This is a genomic window from Sphingomonas sp. ERG5, assembly GCF_000803065.1.
Lineage (GTDB): Bacteria > Pseudomonadota > Alphaproteobacteria > Sphingomonadales > Sphingomonadaceae > Sphingomonas.
On sequence record NZ_JSXI01000069.1, the window covers coordinates 29,733 to 46,417 of the forward strand.

14 protein-coding genes are annotated in these 16,685 nt (G+C 65.0%); 5 read left to right on the forward strand and 9 right to left on the reverse strand.

The window, feature by feature from the left end:
* Positions 1-28: 28 nt before the first annotated feature.
* Positions 29-1,288, forward strand: coding sequence for a DUF3419 family protein (locus OO12_RS22610; RefSeq protein WP_034161026.1), 1,260 nt, complete (start codon positions 29-31; stop codon positions 1,286-1,288).
* Between the two features lies 1 nt (position 1,289).
* On the forward strand, positions 1,290-1,955 hold the full coding sequence (locus tag OO12_RS22615) for a class I SAM-dependent methyltransferase (RefSeq protein ID WP_034161027.1): 666 nt from the start codon (positions 1,290-1,292) through the stop codon (positions 1,953-1,955).
* A 39-nt stretch (positions 1,956-1,994) separates the two neighbouring features.
* Here the strand turns inward: OO12_RS22615 and OO12_RS22620 are convergent, their stop codons facing one another.
* From OO12_RS22620 to OO12_RS22655, 8 genes are all read right to left on the reverse strand, one after another.
* Complete coding sequence (locus OO12_RS22620; protein WP_152616605.1) at positions 1,995-2,540, reverse strand: hypothetical protein; 546 nt, start codon at positions 2,538-2,540, stop codon at positions 1,995-1,997.
* A gap of 146 nt (positions 2,541-2,686) precedes the next feature.
* Positions 2,687-6,190: an error-prone DNA polymerase gene (locus OO12_RS22625; protein ID WP_034161029.1), complete on the reverse strand. Its 3,504-nt coding sequence runs from the start codon at positions 6,188-6,190 to the stop codon at positions 2,687-2,689.
* A gap of 154 nt (positions 6,191-6,344) precedes the next feature.
* On the reverse strand, positions 6,345-7,868 hold the full coding sequence (locus OO12_RS22630; protein WP_034161092.1) for a Y-family DNA polymerase: 1,524 nt from the start codon (positions 7,866-7,868) through the stop codon (positions 6,345-6,347).
* Positions 7,789-8,628: an ImuA family protein gene (locus OO12_RS22635; RefSeq protein ID WP_034161030.1), complete on the reverse strand. Its 840-nt coding sequence runs from the start codon at positions 8,626-8,628 to the stop codon at positions 7,789-7,791. The genes OO12_RS22630 and OO12_RS22635 overlap by 80 nt, the downstream gene beginning before the upstream one ends.
* A gap of 251 nt (positions 8,629-8,879) precedes the next feature.
* Positions 8,880-10,553, reverse strand: coding sequence for a Dyp-type peroxidase (locus OO12_RS22640; RefSeq protein WP_034161031.1), 1,674 nt, complete (start codon positions 10,551-10,553; stop codon positions 8,880-8,882).
* A complete protein-coding gene (locus OO12_RS22645; protein ID WP_034161032.1) occupies positions 10,550-11,509 on the reverse strand; it encodes a hypothetical protein in 960 nt (319 codons plus the stop codon). Before OO12_RS22645 ends, OO12_RS22640 begins: the two co-directional genes overlap by 4 nt.
* A complete protein-coding gene (locus OO12_RS22650) occupies positions 11,502-12,437 on the reverse strand; it encodes a hypothetical protein (RefSeq protein WP_235364971.1) in 936 nt (311 codons plus the stop codon). Before OO12_RS22650 ends, OO12_RS22645 begins: the two co-directional genes overlap by 8 nt.
* 293 nt (positions 12,438-12,730) lie before the next feature.
* On the reverse strand, positions 12,731-13,384 hold the full coding sequence (locus tag OO12_RS22655; RefSeq protein ID WP_034161033.1) for a TetR/AcrR family transcriptional regulator: 654 nt from the start codon (positions 13,382-13,384) through the stop codon (positions 12,731-12,733).
* Positions 13,385-13,473: 89 nt separating this feature from the next.
* On the opposite strand from OO12_RS22655, the gene OO12_RS22660 reads away from it, so the two are divergent.
* Complete coding sequence (locus OO12_RS22660; protein WP_034161034.1) at positions 13,474-14,322, forward strand: SDR family oxidoreductase; 849 nt, start codon at positions 13,474-13,476, stop codon at positions 14,320-14,322.
* Positions 14,322-14,798, forward strand: a complete 477-nt coding sequence (locus OO12_RS22665; protein ID WP_034161094.1) for an anthrone oxygenase family protein — start codon at positions 14,322-14,324, stop codon at positions 14,796-14,798. The genes OO12_RS22660 and OO12_RS22665 overlap by 1 nt, the downstream gene beginning before the upstream one ends.
* A gap of 30 nt (positions 14,799-14,828) precedes the next feature.
* Here OO12_RS22665 and OO12_RS22670 read toward each other — a convergent pair whose 3' ends face one another.
* Positions 14,829-15,050 (reverse strand): hypothetical protein, encoded by a 222-nt coding sequence (locus tag OO12_RS22670; RefSeq protein WP_034161035.1) that lies wholly within the window; start codon positions 15,048-15,050, stop codon positions 14,829-14,831.
* Positions 15,051-15,205: 155 nt separating this feature from the next.
* Here OO12_RS22670 and OO12_RS22675 point away from each other — a divergent pair, with 155 nt between their 5' ends.
* On the forward strand, positions 15,206-16,123 hold the full coding sequence (locus OO12_RS22675; protein ID WP_235364972.1) for a GGDEF domain-containing protein: 918 nt from the start codon (positions 15,206-15,208) through the stop codon (positions 16,121-16,123).
* The last annotated feature ends 562 nt before the right edge of the window (positions 16,124-16,685 follow it).

Below are 16,685 nucleotides of genomic sequence, written 5' to 3' on the forward strand. Positions count from 1 at the left end.
CTGTCGCCCGAAGCGCAGGAGAAAGACTATGGTCGCCGTCCGATCGTCCAGGAACCGCACCAACACCAATGGAGCGGTGCGCGCCGCCGTTCACCGCCACGACCATTTGTCGAAACAGGGCTTGCTCGAGCGCGCCTTCACCTTCGCCTTTCGCGGCCTGGTCTATGCGCAGATCTGGGAAGACCCGGAAGTCGATATGGAGGCGCTGGCGATCCAGCCCGACAATCATGTCGTCACCATCGCCTCGGGCGGCTGCAATGTGCTCAGCTATCTCACCGCCAATCCCCGCGCGATCACCGCGGTCGACCTCAACACCGCGCACATCGCGCTCAACCGGCTGAAGCTGGTCGCGGCGCGCCATCTGCCCGATTATCAGGCGTTTCACCGCTTCTTCGCCCGTGCCGACAGCCATGCCAATGTGCTGGCCTATCGCAGCGCCATCCGCCCGCATCTCGACGAGACGACGCGGCGTTACTGGGAAGGACGCGACCTGATCGGGCGGCGCCGCATCGGCGGCTTCGCCAAGGGCGTGTACAAGCGCGGGCTGCTCGGCAATTTCATCGGCGCGGCGCATTTGCTCGCGCGGCTCGGCGGATTGAACCCGAAGATTCTGCTCAAGGCGCAGTCGATCGAGGAACAGCGCGAGATTTTCGACCGCGAATTCGCGCCGATGTTCGACAAGGGCTTCATCAAATGGCTGACCGATCAGCCCGCCTCGTTGTTCGGCCTGGGCATTCCGCCGGCACAATATGAAGCGCTGGCCGGCGATGAGAAGATGGCGGTGGTGCTGCGCGAGCGGCTCGAAAAGCTCGCCTGCGACTTCGACATCAAGGACAATTATTTCGCCTGGCAGGCGTTTGGCCGCGGCTATGGCGAAGGGCCGAGCGCGTCGCTGCCGCCGTATCTGCAGCAAGCGCATTATGACGAGATCGTCGACCGCGTCGACCGGATCGACGTGCGCCACATCAACTTCACCGATTATCTGCGCAGCCGCCCCGATGGCTCGCTCGACCGCTATATCCTGCTCGACGCGCAGGACTGGATGACCGACGAACAGCTGACCGATCTGTGGAGTGAAATCACCCGGACCGCGAAACCTGATGCGCGGGTCCTGTTCCGCACCGCCGGCGCGCCGACCATATTGCCCGGCCGCGTGCCCGACACGGTCCTCTCGCATTGGGATTACCGCGCCGAAGAGTCGCTGGATTACACCCGGCGCGATCGGTCCTCCATCTATGGCGGCGTGCACCTCTATGTGCTGAACCCGAAGCCCGACGCTGCCGCCTGACATGGCCGACCAACCCGACGCGGGCCATGCCGGGCATATGGATGCGATCTATCGGACGCAGCGCCATTTCTACGACCTGACGCGCAAATATTATCTGCTCGGCCGCGACCGGCTGATCCGCCGGCTCGATCCGCCCAAGGGGGGCAGCGTGATCGAGATCGGCTGCGGCACCGGGCGCAATCTGATCGTCGCGGCGAAAGCGTGGCCCGAGGCGCGCTTTTACGGCATCGATATTTCCGAGGCGATGCTGGAAACGGCACGGGCGAATGTCGCAAAGGCGGGTCTTGCCGGCCGCATCACGCTGGCGCAGGGCGATGCGACCGCGTTCGATGCACAAGGGTTGTTCGGCATCGCGAATTTCGACCGGGTGTTCCAGAGCTACACGCTGTCGATGATCCCCGACTGGCGCGGCGCGCTGCGCGAGGGTGCGGGCAAGCTTGCGCCCGGCGGACGGCTCGAGCTGGTCGATTTCGGGCAGCAGGAGCGGTTGCCGCGCACCTGGCGCGCCTTTCTGTATTCCTGGCTGAGGAAGTTCGACGTCTCGCCGCGTGCGGAGATGAAGGCGGCGATCGACGAGGTCGCCAACGACATCGGCGCGCGTGGCGCATTCGTATCACTCTATCGCGGCTATGCCTGGGCGGGGTCGATCGGGCGAACCGGAATCTGACGGCATAAGCCAGGACCGTTGGGGCCAACAGCCTTCACATCAGGGCGCGCCGCTGCCCTTTCCCGGGGCGGTTGGCAGCACCTGGAACGACAGCACAGCGGCGCCCCCATCATGGCTGAGCGTCAACAGGCTGTAGAACTTACCCGCTGCCTTTGCCGCGGCGAAATCCTTTCCGGTCAGCTTCGATCCATCAAGCCAGCGGTCATTCTCGCGAAGAGCGAAGAAATTTGCCGACGTGCCGAAACTGAGCGCGGGGGCAAAACCAAGCATGGCTTGGACATCGGAGACGAGATCGGGCTGCGCCGTGGCGGCCGAAATGCCGCAGGTGACAAATAGCTCGCCATGTCCGCCGGTCTCGCGCGCGCTCAGTTTCAATATCGCCGTCCCGACAGGCTTGAACCGGTCGGCGGAGGGGTCGAAATCCTTCGGCTTGCCTGGCCCGCTGCTTTGCCAGCCCGCCTGGTCGGCGCGTGACAACACTGCCTGTGACGCGCTGCCGGGCACGCAAAGCTGGTCATAAGCCGTCATCATAATCTTGTCGGTCGCAGGAGCGGTCACTGCCGCCAGAACAGCCATCAGGATCATCACATGGACCCATTCATCTGAGGCTTCCCGGCCCGCACAATTTAGGGCGTTTCCGCGGGGGCGTAAAGATGCCCCGGCGCTGCGGGTCTTCTGACGGTGCCATATCCGAAGCATCCGGAACGCCGCCGGCCGGATCGTCGTTGACCTCAGTGGAAATCGCGCGACTTGGGGATGATCCGCACATCGCGCGGATGCCGGTGCCGCGCCGCGCCCGGATGGCTTGGCGGTTGCGGATGTTCGAACACATCGGCGCGCGATAGCGGCGGTTTCGCCTCATCGGTATCGGACAGCCGGTCAAGCAGGTCGGTGCAGTCATGGATGCGATCCGCCATCAGATGGACCACGCCTTCCGGGCTCTTCTGCAATTCACCCTCGACCATCATCAGCCGCGACGCCATCACCGCGCGGCGGAAGCGTTCGAACATTCGCGCCCACAGCACGATATTGGTGATGCCGGTTTCGTCCTCGATCGTGACGAAGATCGCATTGCCCTTGCCCGGCCGCTGGCGCACCAGCACGATCCCCGCGGTCTTCACGCGGCGGCCATTATTGGTCGCCGATGTCGCCGCGCAGCTCAGCACGCCCCGGGCAGTGAAGATCGGGCGCAGGAAGCCCATCGGATGCGCCTTCAGCGACAGCCGCGTCATCTGGTAATCGGCGACGACATGCTCGGCGTCGGTCATTGCGGGCAATGCCATGTCCTCTTCCGCGCCCAGTTCCGCCGCGCGCGCCGCCGCGAACAGCGGCAAGGCGGCGGACGGCGTGCGCCGTGCGTCCCAGAGCGCGTCGCGCCGATCGAGCCCGATCGAGCGGAACGCATCCGCATCAGCGAGCAGCCGCAGCGCGCGTTCGGGCAGGCCGGCGCGGCGCGCAAGCGTCTCGATCGAAGTGAAGGCGCCGCCTTCGTCTCGTGCTTTTGCCAGATTATCGGCCCATTCCTGCTTGAACCCGGTGATCTGACGCATGCCGAGGCGCAGGGCGAAGGAGTGCTGTCGAACCCCTTCCTTCTTGTCATCCCCGCATTCGCGGGGATGACTGTGAGGGAGTGTCGAGAGAGCCGGCTCCAGCCTATTATCCCATACACTCGCATTCACATCGACCGCACGCACCTCGACGCCATGCTCGATCGCATCGCGCACGATCTGCGCGGGCGCATAGAATCCCATTGGCTGCGAATTGAGCAAAGCGCAGGCGAACACCGCCGGATGATGGCATTTGATCCAGGACGAGACATAGACCAGCCGCGCGAAGGACAGCGCATGGCTTTCGGGAAAACCATAGCTGCCGAACCCTTCGATCTGCTTGTAGCAACGCTCGGCAAAGTCGCGCGCGTATCCGCGCCGCACCATCCCTTCGACCATCTTCTCGCGGAAATTGTGCATGCCGCCGACATTGCGGAACGTCGCCATGGCGCGGCGCAACTGATTGGCCTCCGACGGCGTGAAATCAGCGGCCACGATCGCCAGCTTCATCGCCTGTTCCTGGAATAGCGGCACGCCAAAGGTCTTGCCGAGCAGGGTTTCCAGCTCATCGACAGGGCCGAATCGAGGATCGGGCGCAGGATATTCCACCGCCTCCACGCCGGTGCGCCGACGCAAATAGGGGTGAACCATGTCCCCTTGAATCGGCCCCGGCCGGACGATCGCGACTTGTACGGTCAAGTCATACAAGGTCCTGGGCCTCAGGCGCGGCAGCATGTTGATCTGCGCCCGGCTCTCGACCTGGAATACGCCGATGCTGTCACCCTTGCACAGCATGTCGTAGACTGCGGGATCATCGGTATTCATATCGACCTCGAGATTATGGTCGCCAAGCCCGTGATCGCGCAGCAAGTCGAAGCTCTTGCGGATGCAGGTCAGCATGCCGAGCGCGAGAACATCGACCTTCATCAGGCCGAGCGCATCGATATCGTCCTTGTCCCATTCGATGAAACTGCGAGCCGCCATCGCCGCATGATGCAGCGGCACCGTTTCATCGAGCCGGTTCTCGGTCAGCACGAAGCCGCCGACATGCTGCGACAAATGTCGCGGGAATGGCGCCTTCAGGATCTGGTCCATGATGAAGCGCAGCCGTACGATCTCGGGATTGTCGAGGTCGAAGCCGGCATCGACGATGCGCCCGTCCTCCATATCGCCCGAATAGCTGCCCCAGACGGTGCTCGCCATGCGCTCGGGAATGTCCTGGCTCATCCCCAACGCCTTGGCGACTTCGCGCACCGTGCTGCGCGAGCGGTAATGCGCCACTGTCGCCGCGATGCCCGCACGGTGCCGGCCATAGCGATCATAGACATATTGCATCACTTCTTCGCGCCGCTCATGTTCGAAATCGACATCGATATCGGGCGGCTCGTCGCGCTCCTCCGACACGAAGCGCGAGAAGAGCAGGTCATGCTGCATCGGATCGATCGAGGTGACGCCGAGCAGAAAGCAGACCGCGGAATTGGCGGCGGAACCACGCCCCTGGCACAGGATCGGCGGATTTTGCGAACGGGCGAACCGCACCAGATCGTAGACGGTCAGGAAATAATAGGCATAGTTGCGCTCGCGGATCAGGGTGAATTCCTCGATCAGCGAGGCGAGCACCTTGTCCGGCATCCGGTCGTAACGGTCGATCGCCGCCTGCCACGCGACATGTTCGAGCCAGGCCTGCGCCTCCCAGCCTTCCGGCACCGGTTCGTGCGGATATTCGTAGCGCAGCTGTCCGAGATCGAAGCCGATGCGCGACAGCAAGACCTGAGTCTGCGCGATGGCATCGGGGCAGTCGCGGAACAGCCGCGCCATCTCATCAGGGCTTTTCAGATGCCGCTCGGCATTGGCCTCAAGCCTTTTGCCCGCCGCGGCGATCGTCGTGCCTTCGCGAATGCAGGTCAGCACATCGTGCAGCGGCCGTTGCGCGGGCGTGGCATAAAGCGCGTCATTGGTCGCGATCAGCGGCACACCCGCTGTGCGCGCCGTGGCTTGCAGCTTGCTCAGCGTGCGGCCGTCACGGCCCCGGCGCGGCATTGCCGCCCCGAGCCAGACCCGGCCGGGCGCAACGCGCGACAGGCGGGCCAGTACATCGCCGACATCCTCAGGCGATGATGTGACGAGACGCAGCAATGGTTTGGGCGGATCGCTCTCGTCGTCGAAATTATAGTTCACCGGGTTGCGATGCGCTTCTTCCTCCTGCGCGGTGGCATAGGGCAGCACGATCAGCAGCAAATCCTGGCTATAATCGAGCAGGTCGTCGAATTTGAGGATGCAGCTGCCCTTCACCGCAGCCAGATTGCCGACCGTCAGCAAGCGCGTGAGCCGTCCCCAGCCATAACGCGTCGCGGGATAGGCGATGATGTCCGGCGTGCCATCGGAAAACACCAGCCGTGCCCCGACCACGAGCCGCAGATTCACTTCGCAACTGGCCCATTCCTCCGGCGTCAGCACCTCCGCTTCGCCCTGGGCCTTCTTGTCGGCGAGCCATGCCACGCGCGCCTTGTCCGGGGCTTCCCTGAGCGCGACAAAGGCGCGCACCACCCCGGCCACGGTGTTGCGGTCGGCAATGCCGATACCGGTCATGCCGAGCTTGCTGGCCTGGGAGACGAAATCCGCCGGATGCGACGCTCCGCGCAGGAAGGAGTAGTTGGTCGCCGCGACCAGTTCGGCAAATTCGGTCATGGCCGAAGACCAACCTGCATAAGATGTGACTCATGCACCACCCTCCGTTCGCCCTGAGCTTGTCGAAGGGCCGCTCTGCCTTCCCTGTCGTTGGGAAAGAAAAAGCGGTGCTTCGACAAGCTCAGCACGAACGGCTTTTGGGGGTATGGCTCCATCACGCGAACAGCCCGTGCACATACCAGCCGGGATCGCTTTTCTCGTTGCCGTAGAGCCCGTGCCGGAACACCCAGAAGCGTCGCCCGCGCGCATCCTCGATACGGTAATAGTCGCGCGTCAGGCCGCTGCCTGTCTCTCGCTTCCACCATTCGGCGGCGATGCGCTCGGGCCCCTCGAAGCGCGTCACGTCATGCAAGGTACGGCGCCAGCGGAACTGGCGCGGCGGGCCGTCGGGAACTTCGGCCGTGACCTGGATCGGCTGGGGCGGGTCGAACAGGTGCAAAGGCCGCAGCGGCGGTTCGCCCGGTTCCGCCTCCGGCCAGCTTTCCGGCGTTGCCGCTTCGATCGCGGGCAGCGCCAGCACTGCCTGTTCGGGGATATGCGTGTCGCGCGGTGCGAGGCGGCGGAAGCGACCGCGGCCCATGCGCACGCTCAGCCGGTCGATCAGCGCGGCCAACTCGCCCGCCGCCACTTCGCCGCCTTCGAGCAGCAATTGCGTTGGCGCGAGCGGCGCGAGCGCGGGCACGGCAAGCCGGATCAGGTCGAAGCCGAAACCGGGGTCGAGCGGGTCGGCCAAGCTGTCGAGCCGTTCGTCGAACAGCCGCATCACGATCGCGGGGTCGCGCACTGCGAGACTCGTCTCGACCGCGAGATCGATCGCGATTCCGTCGCTGCGGAAGAAGCGTGCGGCGAAACGCCGGCCGCCAAGATGGCGCTCCTCCATCGTTTCCGCCGCTTCAGCGACCAGTTCGCCGAGGATCGCCAGCGCATGCTCGGTGCGCGCGATCGGCTCGGCCAGGCGGCGCTCGACCAGCAGCGCCGGGGCCACGCGGCGCGGGGTGATGCGGCTGTCCGATTTGCCCAGCAGCCGCGCGAGCAGCGCAGTGACATCCTCACCGAAGCGCGTCGAAAGCGGCGCAGTCGGGCGGGCGGCGAGATCGGCGATGGTCTTCAGCCCGGCGCGGCGCAGCGCCAGTTCGGTCTCCTCGTCCAGGTCGAGCGCGGCGATCGGCAGGCGGCGCACCGCGGCCTGTTCGTCGGTCGCGGGCATGGTCTGGTAGCGCGCAAGCGCCTGTGCCGCTTCGGGCGTACCGGCGATCGCGTGGCGCAGCTTCATGCCGTACGCGGTCAGCCGCGCCTCGATATCGGCGGCGAGTGCTGCCTCATCGGCAAAGCCCTGCCCGCAACCGGTAATGTCGAGCGTCAGCCCGTCGGGCGGATCGACCGCGACCAGCGGCGTATAGCGATCGCAACCATCGGCGATGCGTTCGAGCAAGGCGAGGTCAGCGGCCGGATCATGATCGACCACGGCGAGTTCGGGCACGCGTGCCCGCGCATCGGCCAGCGTCAGCCCCGGCCCGAGCCCCAGGCCTTGCGCGGCGGCATCGACCGCGACGAGGCGCATTGCGCCGCGCTGCTTCTCGACAAAGACATAAGGCGCGTCATCCGGCGCGCCGGCGCGGGCGAGGCGATTGGCGGGGAACAGCGGAAACCACAGCGCCAGATAGCGCCGCGCCCCGATTGATCTGGGGCTCGATTCCGGGCGGAGTGCCGGTCTGGCCGATGCCCGCCTGGTCACGGAAGATAGCCTGGTCACGATCCCACTCCAAAATCCATCGTCCCCCGGCCCTCCCGCCGCGCTGACGCACCAATTCCACGTCGAGCGCGGTATGCCCCGGCGCATCCGCCTCAAGCGGCAGCGCCGCGACGCTGCGCACCCGCCAGCGCGTATGCGCCGCGCTCGGCGTTTCCTCGGCGGCGACACGCAGCAGCAGCGCGGTCACGCCTGAACTCTCCGCCGCCACCGCGAGACGCCGCGTCGCAGTCAGATCGAGCGCGCGTGGGCTCTTCCACAATTCGATCACCGCCACTCCGACATCGGGGCAGCGCACCACTTCCGCCGCGACGCGCAGCAGCGACAGCGGGTCGGGCAGCACACCGATCACCAGCCGCGCCGGATCGATCCCGAGATCGACCAGCCCCGGCGCATAAAGCCCGCCCCCGCCACGCTGCGCATCGCCTTCGCGCAGCCACATGATCGTCGCGTCCGCCGGCCCGACGCGCCGCGCCAGCATCGAGGCGAAACCCGCCGCGCTGCTCGCATCGTCGGCCTCACCGGCAATCACTTCATGCAACTGCCCGCGCGCCAGCCCGCCTTCCAATCGCGCATCGATCCCGGCATGACCGAGCGAGGCGAGATTGGCCGACTCGGCCACCTGCACCCCCGCCATGGCGGCGATCCGCTGCCGAAGCGCGGTAAGGGGTGAGAGCGACTCGGCCATTATCGTTCCTGATATGTTCCATTATTGGGCGCAAGGAGGGGGCTGAGTCAAGGGTTGCCGGAGCGAATTGGATTGGGAGGAGCCACCTCTCCCCGTTCGGGCTGAGCCTGTCGAAGCCCTGTTTTTTCTAGCCGCAGAAGAAGAACGGCCCCCTTCGACTGCCTGCCAAGGCAGGCGCTCAGGACAGGCTTCGACAAGCTCAGGGCGAACGGAAGAAAATGGACTCATTCAACACGAGAAAGAGCACCCTCTCAAGTCGGGTCGATGATGCCCATGCCGATCATGCGCAGCGCGGTCATGCTGGGGATGAAGAAATAATCCCCGCCGCGCGATTCGACCAGTTGCGGGATATGGTCGCACAGAAAGGGCTGGCGCCCGGTCGCCGGGTCGGTGGCGATGACCAGCTTGGCCTGTTCATCATGATTGCCGACGATCGGACACGTGTCGCTGCCCGCGTTGAAATCGAGCCCATATTGCATCCATTGCTGCTGGACGAATTCGAACTGGCGGAACAGGCTGGAGCAGATCGCCATGAAGATGATCCCCTGTTCACCGGCATCATTGGGCGCGGCGGGATCGACATGGCCATAAGGCAGGCCGCGGCGCAGGATACGGCGACGATTGACCAGTGCCGACCCGTCCCAGCTTTTCGGATTGGGTGAGGTGAAATTGGGGTCGAGCATGTCGCGCGGATTGGCGCGGCGCAAATGCGAAGTCACCGGGCAGGTCGCGCCGGCCGGGTCGGGCCGGTACGTGAAGTCAGTATATTTGAGCGCGAGCTGCGCCAGTTTCGGCTTGTCCCCGGCGGCATGGGCAGCGGCGAGCTCGGCCTGGAACGCCTGCCAGTCGGCAAAGGTCGGCGCCGCCATCAGCGGCACGCCGTCGCTCCACCGCCCCACCATCTTGGCCTTGACCGTTTCGCGCGCCTCGTTCGGATCGGCGATGCCGAACAGCCCCGCATAACGCTCGCCCGCCTGGTCGATATAAGTCGCGAAGCTGGCGACATTCTCGTGCAGCTTGCGATAGGCCATGAAAGTGCCGTTGCGGCTGAATTCGATCGGCATCGCCGCGCCCGGAATCTCCTGCGCTTCATCGGGATAGCCAAGCAGGAATTCACCGGGCGCGAGCGGCGCCCAGCTCTGGTCGGGCAGGATCTTGCCGCCGCCGATCATGCGCAGCCGTTCCGCCTCACCCGACAATTGCCCCGCGAACACCGGGTCGCCAAAGCCGTCGGACAGGCCGAAATGTTCCTTGTTGGTCGGCCAGAGCGCGCCATTATCCTTGCGCAGCACCGCCGACAGATCCTGCCACAGCGCTTCGTCGGGCCCGGTCCCGGGCAGCAGCACCACGCCGCCCTTCGAATCGGCGCAAAGCTGCTGCAGCCAGCGCGTCTCCTCCTCCAGCGCGGCGATCGGTGTGCCGTCGGAGTTCATGCCGGCATTCATCGACACGAACAGATGGACGCGGTCTTTCCCTTGCGACTTGCGCCACACCGCGTCGCGACGGTCGAGGAACGGATCGTCGCCAAGGATCGAGGCGCGCCGTTCCATGCCGTCGATGAATTCGTCGGGCATAGCGCGCAGCGTGCGGGTCGGCACCTCGAGCGCGGCAAGACCGAAGAACGTGAAGGCGATGTTGAGCGTGACCTTCGGTTTGATCAGCTGCACCTCACCGGGATAGTCCGGCACGCCCTCGGCCCGGACCACGTCCTTGACGCGCGGGTTGCGCGTGCGCAGCAGCGCTTCGCCGCGATTGGGATCCTTCCACCGCGCGGCAGTGGTGATGCGTGGGCGCAATTGCTCGACGAACTGCCGCCCCTTGGCGGCATTACGGATCGTCAGGAAGAAGTAGCGCGCCTTGGGGAAGCTTTGCCCATAAGCGCGCAGGATGCCGCCCTGGATGTCGGCAAGGTCGAGCGCGGTCATGCGGCGCCTTTCGGGAAATGGCTGCGGATCACACCGGGCGGCTGAGTCGGCGCGTCGAGATCGCCGGGGCGATGCGCGGCGAGGAAGGCGCGGAAAGCCGGGCCGAGCGTGGCGGGGTCGGCGCCTTGCCGTTCGGCGGCGAAACGCGTGAAGGCCTGTTGCAGATAGAGCGCCTTGAGCACGTCGCGCAGCGTCGAATTGGGCGCTGCCGGGAAGGACTTGCCGCCGCGCCGCATCACCAGCCAGTAATCGATCAGCAAGCCGAGCAGCGCGCCGCCAATGCCGAGCAGCAAACCCTGCCACCACGACCAATGCCAGCACCAGGCCAGCAGCAACGGCACCGCCAGCCCGAGGATCGGGATCGCGGCGAGCACGCCCTTGGACAGTGAAGGCAGCTGCGGCGCGCCGACCCAATAATCGTTGAACGGCATCGTCGTTTCGACCTGGCAGGCGAGGATGAAGCCAGCGAAGCTCGCCGCATCGGTCACGGCGTCGAAGCCGTAGCAATAGCGGAACACCGCGGTCAGCTCGACCGGCATCAGCCGCCAGAGTTCCTCGAAATAGCCGCGCGGTTCGCCCTTGCCCTCAGCATCGGCCGGATCGAAGTCGATCATCACCAGCAGATAGGGGCAGGCGAGTGAATCGACCGGCTGCGCTTTCAGCAAATCGGTACCGCGGATCGCCGAGACCAGCGCGTCGGCATGGTCACGGCCATTATAGAAGGGATCGTCGAGCACCACGATGCGCGCGAAATGCGTGCGCAGCGAGCGGGCGAACGGGCTCTGGATGCCGATCTTCTCCGATGCCTGCGACTGCAGTGCGGTCGGCAACGTCTCCAGCGCTTCGCGCACCATATGGATCGGCGAGCTCTTCATCGCCTCATGCTGGACGATGCCAGTGTTGTTGACCGGGACGATGCCGGTGAAGAAATAATGGCCGCCGTCGAGATCAGGCATCGGGCTTCTCCCGTTCGGCGTCGGGCGGCGTGGGCGCGACCTCGACCGGCATCAGCGGCGGCGCTTCGTCAATGCGCGACGGACCCTTGACCATTTGCTTCACCGCCGCGCGCACCGCGGCGATCTCCTGTTCGGGATCGAGGCCATGCGGTTCGGCGGCAGTGATCGAGGGGGCCGTGATCGAGGCGGCGCCAACCATTGGGGGCGCCGGATCGCCGGCGGTCGCGGCGATCACCTCGGGCGCGATGCCGTGCAGCACGTGCAGCGCGGGCGGCGGCCCATCGCCCTTCGGTCCCCAGCGCTCGCGCACCGCTTCGCTGCGATGGCGGTCCGCCGCACTGGTGTCGCAACTCGCCACCGGGGCATAGCCCGGCACGCCGAGCCCGCCCTGCACCTCGAGCAGCACCGCGGCATATGCGGCGGCAAGCGCCGCATCGTCACCCGCCGCATCGACGCGCAGCAGCGCCGCCTTCAGCGCCAGGGCAAGCTTGATGTCGCGCTGCGCGCTGCCCGGGGTCGCGTTGTAATAATAATTGGTGTCGACCTGATTGGCGCGGATGTAATTCTTGAACGGGGTGATCGGGATCGAGTTGGGATATTTGGTGCTGGAGTACCAGAAAGTGTCGAGCCCGCCGGGAATGCCGTCGGCGAACGCGTCGATATACTGGTCCCAGGTGCCGTTAAAATTGCTGCAGAACAGCATATAGTCATTCCGCAGAATCTGCTGCCCCTGGCCGCGTTCGGGCCATTGGTCGCGCTTTATCATCACCCAGCGCGCGAAGTGAATCAGCGACAGGCCAAGCAGCCCCGACAATGTCCCCGGCATGGCGCGGGCCAGCATGAAGATGAAGCGGTTGATCCACGTCCTGCCCGGTCGCATCGGCGTGACGACGTTCATGCCATAGGCCTTGCCCGCGACGTTCGACATCGATGCTCCCCTCGGGGTTTTACCCGACTCCGGCCCGACTCTCGCAGCGGGCGGAGTCGCGCCGCCACTATAGCCGCGGAATGGCGACGCTCCAGACGATAGGGCCAGATCGGTGACGATCGTTACGATCGCAGCGCCGCGCTCTCCACCGCTCGTGCTGAGCTTGTCGAAGCATCGTCTTTCCTTCTTCCTCGCCAGAGAAGAAGAACGGCCCCCTTCGACTGCCTGCCAAGGCAAGCGCTCAGGACAGGCTTCGACAAGCTCAGGGCGAACGGATTCTGTTGGCCCAGCCTCTAAGCCGAGGGCGCGGCGATCTCCTGCACGGTCATGCGCTTGAACTTGTCGACCAGCGCCCTGCCCTCGTCCGACTCGACCGAGATCGCCAGGCGGATCGTCGCTTCGCCCAGTTCCCAGATCAGGAACGCCGCGACGTCGAGCCGCGCCGGGTCGATCGTCGGATGGACCCGCTGCATCGCCGCCGACAACAGCGCCCCGCACACCCGGCTTTCGGTAAGTTGCAGCGCCATCAGCTGCTTGTCCGCCTGCATCCCCGACCAGATGTCGCGCATCACCGGTTCGGCCATGACGATCTCATAATAAAGGTCGAGCAGCCCGGCATAAGCGCCGACCAGTTCGTCGAGCGTCGCGACCGGCGCCAGCGCCTGCTCGATGCACAGCCGGCTGGCGGCATTGTAGCGTTCGGCCAGGGTGCGGATCAGCGCGCTCTTCTCCGGGAAATATTGATAGAGCGAGCCGATCGAGATGCCCGCCAGCGCGGCGACCTCATTCATTTTCACCTGATCGCTGCCGGTGCGCACGATGAGTTCGGACGCGGCGCCCAGAATGCGCTCGAGCCGGTCGCGGCTGCGCTGTTGCATCGGCTTGCGCCGCGCCGCCGGCGCTTCCTCGTCAAGGCGATCCGGGGCGATGGGTTCCACGATGGTCATTTTTCGAACTCCGGCCGTTGACACTCTAAAATGTGAGTGTATATCACCTTTTATGTGAGCAATGCTCATGTTAATCGTAGGAGTGGATCATGACAACCGGAAAACAGACGACGGAAGCCAGCCCCATTCTCGTGCTGGGCGGCAATGGCAAGACGGGCGCGCGGGTCGCGGCACGGCTGTGGGAGGCGGGACATCAGGTGCGCATCGGATCGCGCGCGGCAACACCGGCGTTCGACTGGGACGACAACACCAGCTGGGCCGCCGCGCTGGACGGCGTGTCGGCGGTCTATGCCTCCTATCAGCCCGACCTCTGCGTGCCCGGCGCGGTCGAGACGATCACCGCCTTTTACAACGCGGCCGCAGCGGCCGGCGTGACCAATATCGTGCTGCTTTCCGGCCGCGGCGAGCCCGAGGCGCTCGACGCCGAACGCGCGCTGCAAGCCACATCGCTCGACTGGACGATCATTCGTGCAAGCTGGTTCTTCCAGAATTTCAGCGAGAATTTCTTCCTCGACGAGATACTGGCCGGCGCGATCGCGCTACCCGACAGCCTGTCGCCCGAGCCGTTCGTCGATGTCGAAGACATTGCCGAGATCGCGGTCGCGGCGCTGACCACCACCCGCCATCGCGGCCAGCTCTATGAAGTCACCGGGCCGGAAGCGATCAGCTTCGCCGACGCCATCGCGCAGATCGCACAGGCCCGGGGCCATGAGATCGGCTATCACAGCGTGCCGATGGCGGCGTACAAGCAGGGCCTGATCGATGCGCAGCTGCCGCCGGAGATCATCGAGCTGGTGATCTACCTCTTCTCCACCGTGCTCGACGGGCGCAACCTTCCGGTCGCCGACGGGGTGCGGCAAGCGCTGGGCCGCGCGCCGGGCAATTTCGCCGATTATGTCGCGCGCACCGCGACAACCGGCGCGTGGGAGGCCAAGTGATGAAGACCATCCCGTCGACGCTGCTGATCGGCGCAGCCATCGCCACCGCGCTCAATGCGGGCGTGTTCTACGCCTTTTCCTCCTTCGTGATGGCGGGCCTTGGCCGCATCCCGCCGGAGCAGGGCGCCAACGCCATGAACGCGATCAGCGTGACCGCGGTCATGGCACCGTTCATGATCCTGTTCATGGGCGCGACCCTGTTGTGCCTCGGCCTGGCCGGCTGGTCGCTCTTCTCCTTTTCGGCATTCGACTCGAAGCTCATCCTGGCCGCCAGCCTTTTCTATGTGATCGGCTGTTTCGGCGTGACGGCGATGGTCAACGTGCCGCTGAACGACCAGCTCGCCGCCGCGCCGCCGACCGAGATCGTGGCGATGTGGCGAACCTATCTGCACGACTGGGTGCAGTGGAATCATGTCCGCACGATCGCCTCGACACTCTCCGCGCTGCTGTACATCATCGTGCTGGTGCGGCGCTGATCTTCCCTGAGCAAGCGCGCCGGATTGGGCTCAGTCGATCCGGCGCAGCAGCTCCCCGCCATCGATCACCTCGAACGTCCGCGCATCGATGTAGCGCACCGCCGCCCCGCTCGCGAGCGCCAGGCGGCGGGCGCCGGGATAATGGCGGGCGGCCGCGCCGGGCACGGGCGCGGCGACATGCTGATACTCGATCACCGTGACGATCGAATGATCCTCCGTCATGCAGCGCGTGCGGGCGATTTCCCGTTCCATGCCGCTCCCTTCGGGCCCAGCGCCCCCATCCCGGCCATCAGCGCCGTGCCATGCCCGCCGACGCCGTAGCAAACAATCATTAACCGAACCGGGTTACCATGATGGCGGGATAGTCACCGGGCCAGTGCCCCAACAGCGGGAATATGATGGGCGTCATGCGCGGGATCGGCAGGCTGGAGCGGGAGCTTCGCACCAGCCGGCAGATGTTCCGGGCCAGTTTCCACGCCGCGGCGATCGGCAAGGCGATCATCAGCGTGGCCGGGCTGTGCATCGAAGTGAACACCTCGTTCGCCACCATGCTCGGCTATAGGACCGGCGAGATGGTCGGCATGCATTTCTCCGACTTCACGCACCCGCACGACATTGCGGCGGATTTGCACCTGTTCGAAGGCGTGATGCGGGGCGAGCGCGATTCCTACCAGATGGAGAAGCGCTATCTGTGCCGCGACGGCGCGGTGCTGCATGTGCTGCTGAGCGCGACGGTGGTGCGCGAGGAAGACGGCACGCCGATCCAGTTCATCTCCGAGATCGTCGATCTGAGCGAACGTCGCCGCGTCGGCCTGGAGCTGCAGGAAGCCAATGCCAAGCTGCGCGAGCTGGTGGTGCGCGATCATCTGACCGGATTGTATAATCGCCGCGGCTTCGAGGAGATGCTGGCCACGCCGATCGGGCCGGCACCGGTCAGCCTGTTGCTGATCGACCTGGACAATTTCAAGCGCATCAATGACGGGCTGGGCCATACCGCCGGTGACCTGGTGCTGTGCGAAGTGGGCAAGAGATTGCCGTTGCAGGTGCGCGACGGCGATCATGTCGCGCGGGTCGGCGGCGACGAATTCGGCGTGATCCTGTTCGACGCGGACCATGCCGAGGCCGAGGCGGTGGCCGAACGGATCGTCACCGAGCTGGGATCCGCCTTCCAGCTCACGGGATTGCAGGCCTTTGTCGGCGCGAGTGTCGGCGTCTCCTGCTCCGGCGGCCGCGCCGCCACGTTGCGCGAGATGATGACCCAGGCCGACCAAGCGCTCTACGCCGCCAAGGGCGCGGGCCGGGGACGGTGGTGTTTCGCGACGTGAGGGCCGAGTGGGCGTGGAAGGCGAGACGGAGGGTTGCGCCCGGGCTCTTGCACCTGTTTTACCTGTTATGTCGGCGGCAATTTTTCTCAGCCTGTTAAGTTGGATTCTCGACGCGGAATTTCGCTGCTTTTCCAATCCTTGGCCCCGCATCACCTGTTATTGAATAACAAATGAGAAACAGGTCGATAACAGGTGGCGATTTTTTCTGTTTTTTGGGCTGGAACAGGTGGCGGGAAAGCCCGCTTCCCGTCGCCCGGCCGGCCCCCGGGAGCGCGGCGAAAACGCCAACACTCGCTGCTGTTTTTCGCTGTTATTTCGGTCAACTTTTTTCGATGCTGTTAAGTTGGATTTCAGCGCTGAATTTTGTCTGACTTCCCAATAACTTGATACCCATGGATGCTGTTATGAATAACAGCATGGAAAACAGCACATAACAGCATGCGATCAGCGCCGCTTCCGCCGGAACAGCGGGTCGGGAATGTCCAGCATTTTCCAGTCATGTGAAAGAGCGCGGCAGGCGCCTGTGCGGAAGCCTGTCCTGAACGATGGTGTCAGAAGGATC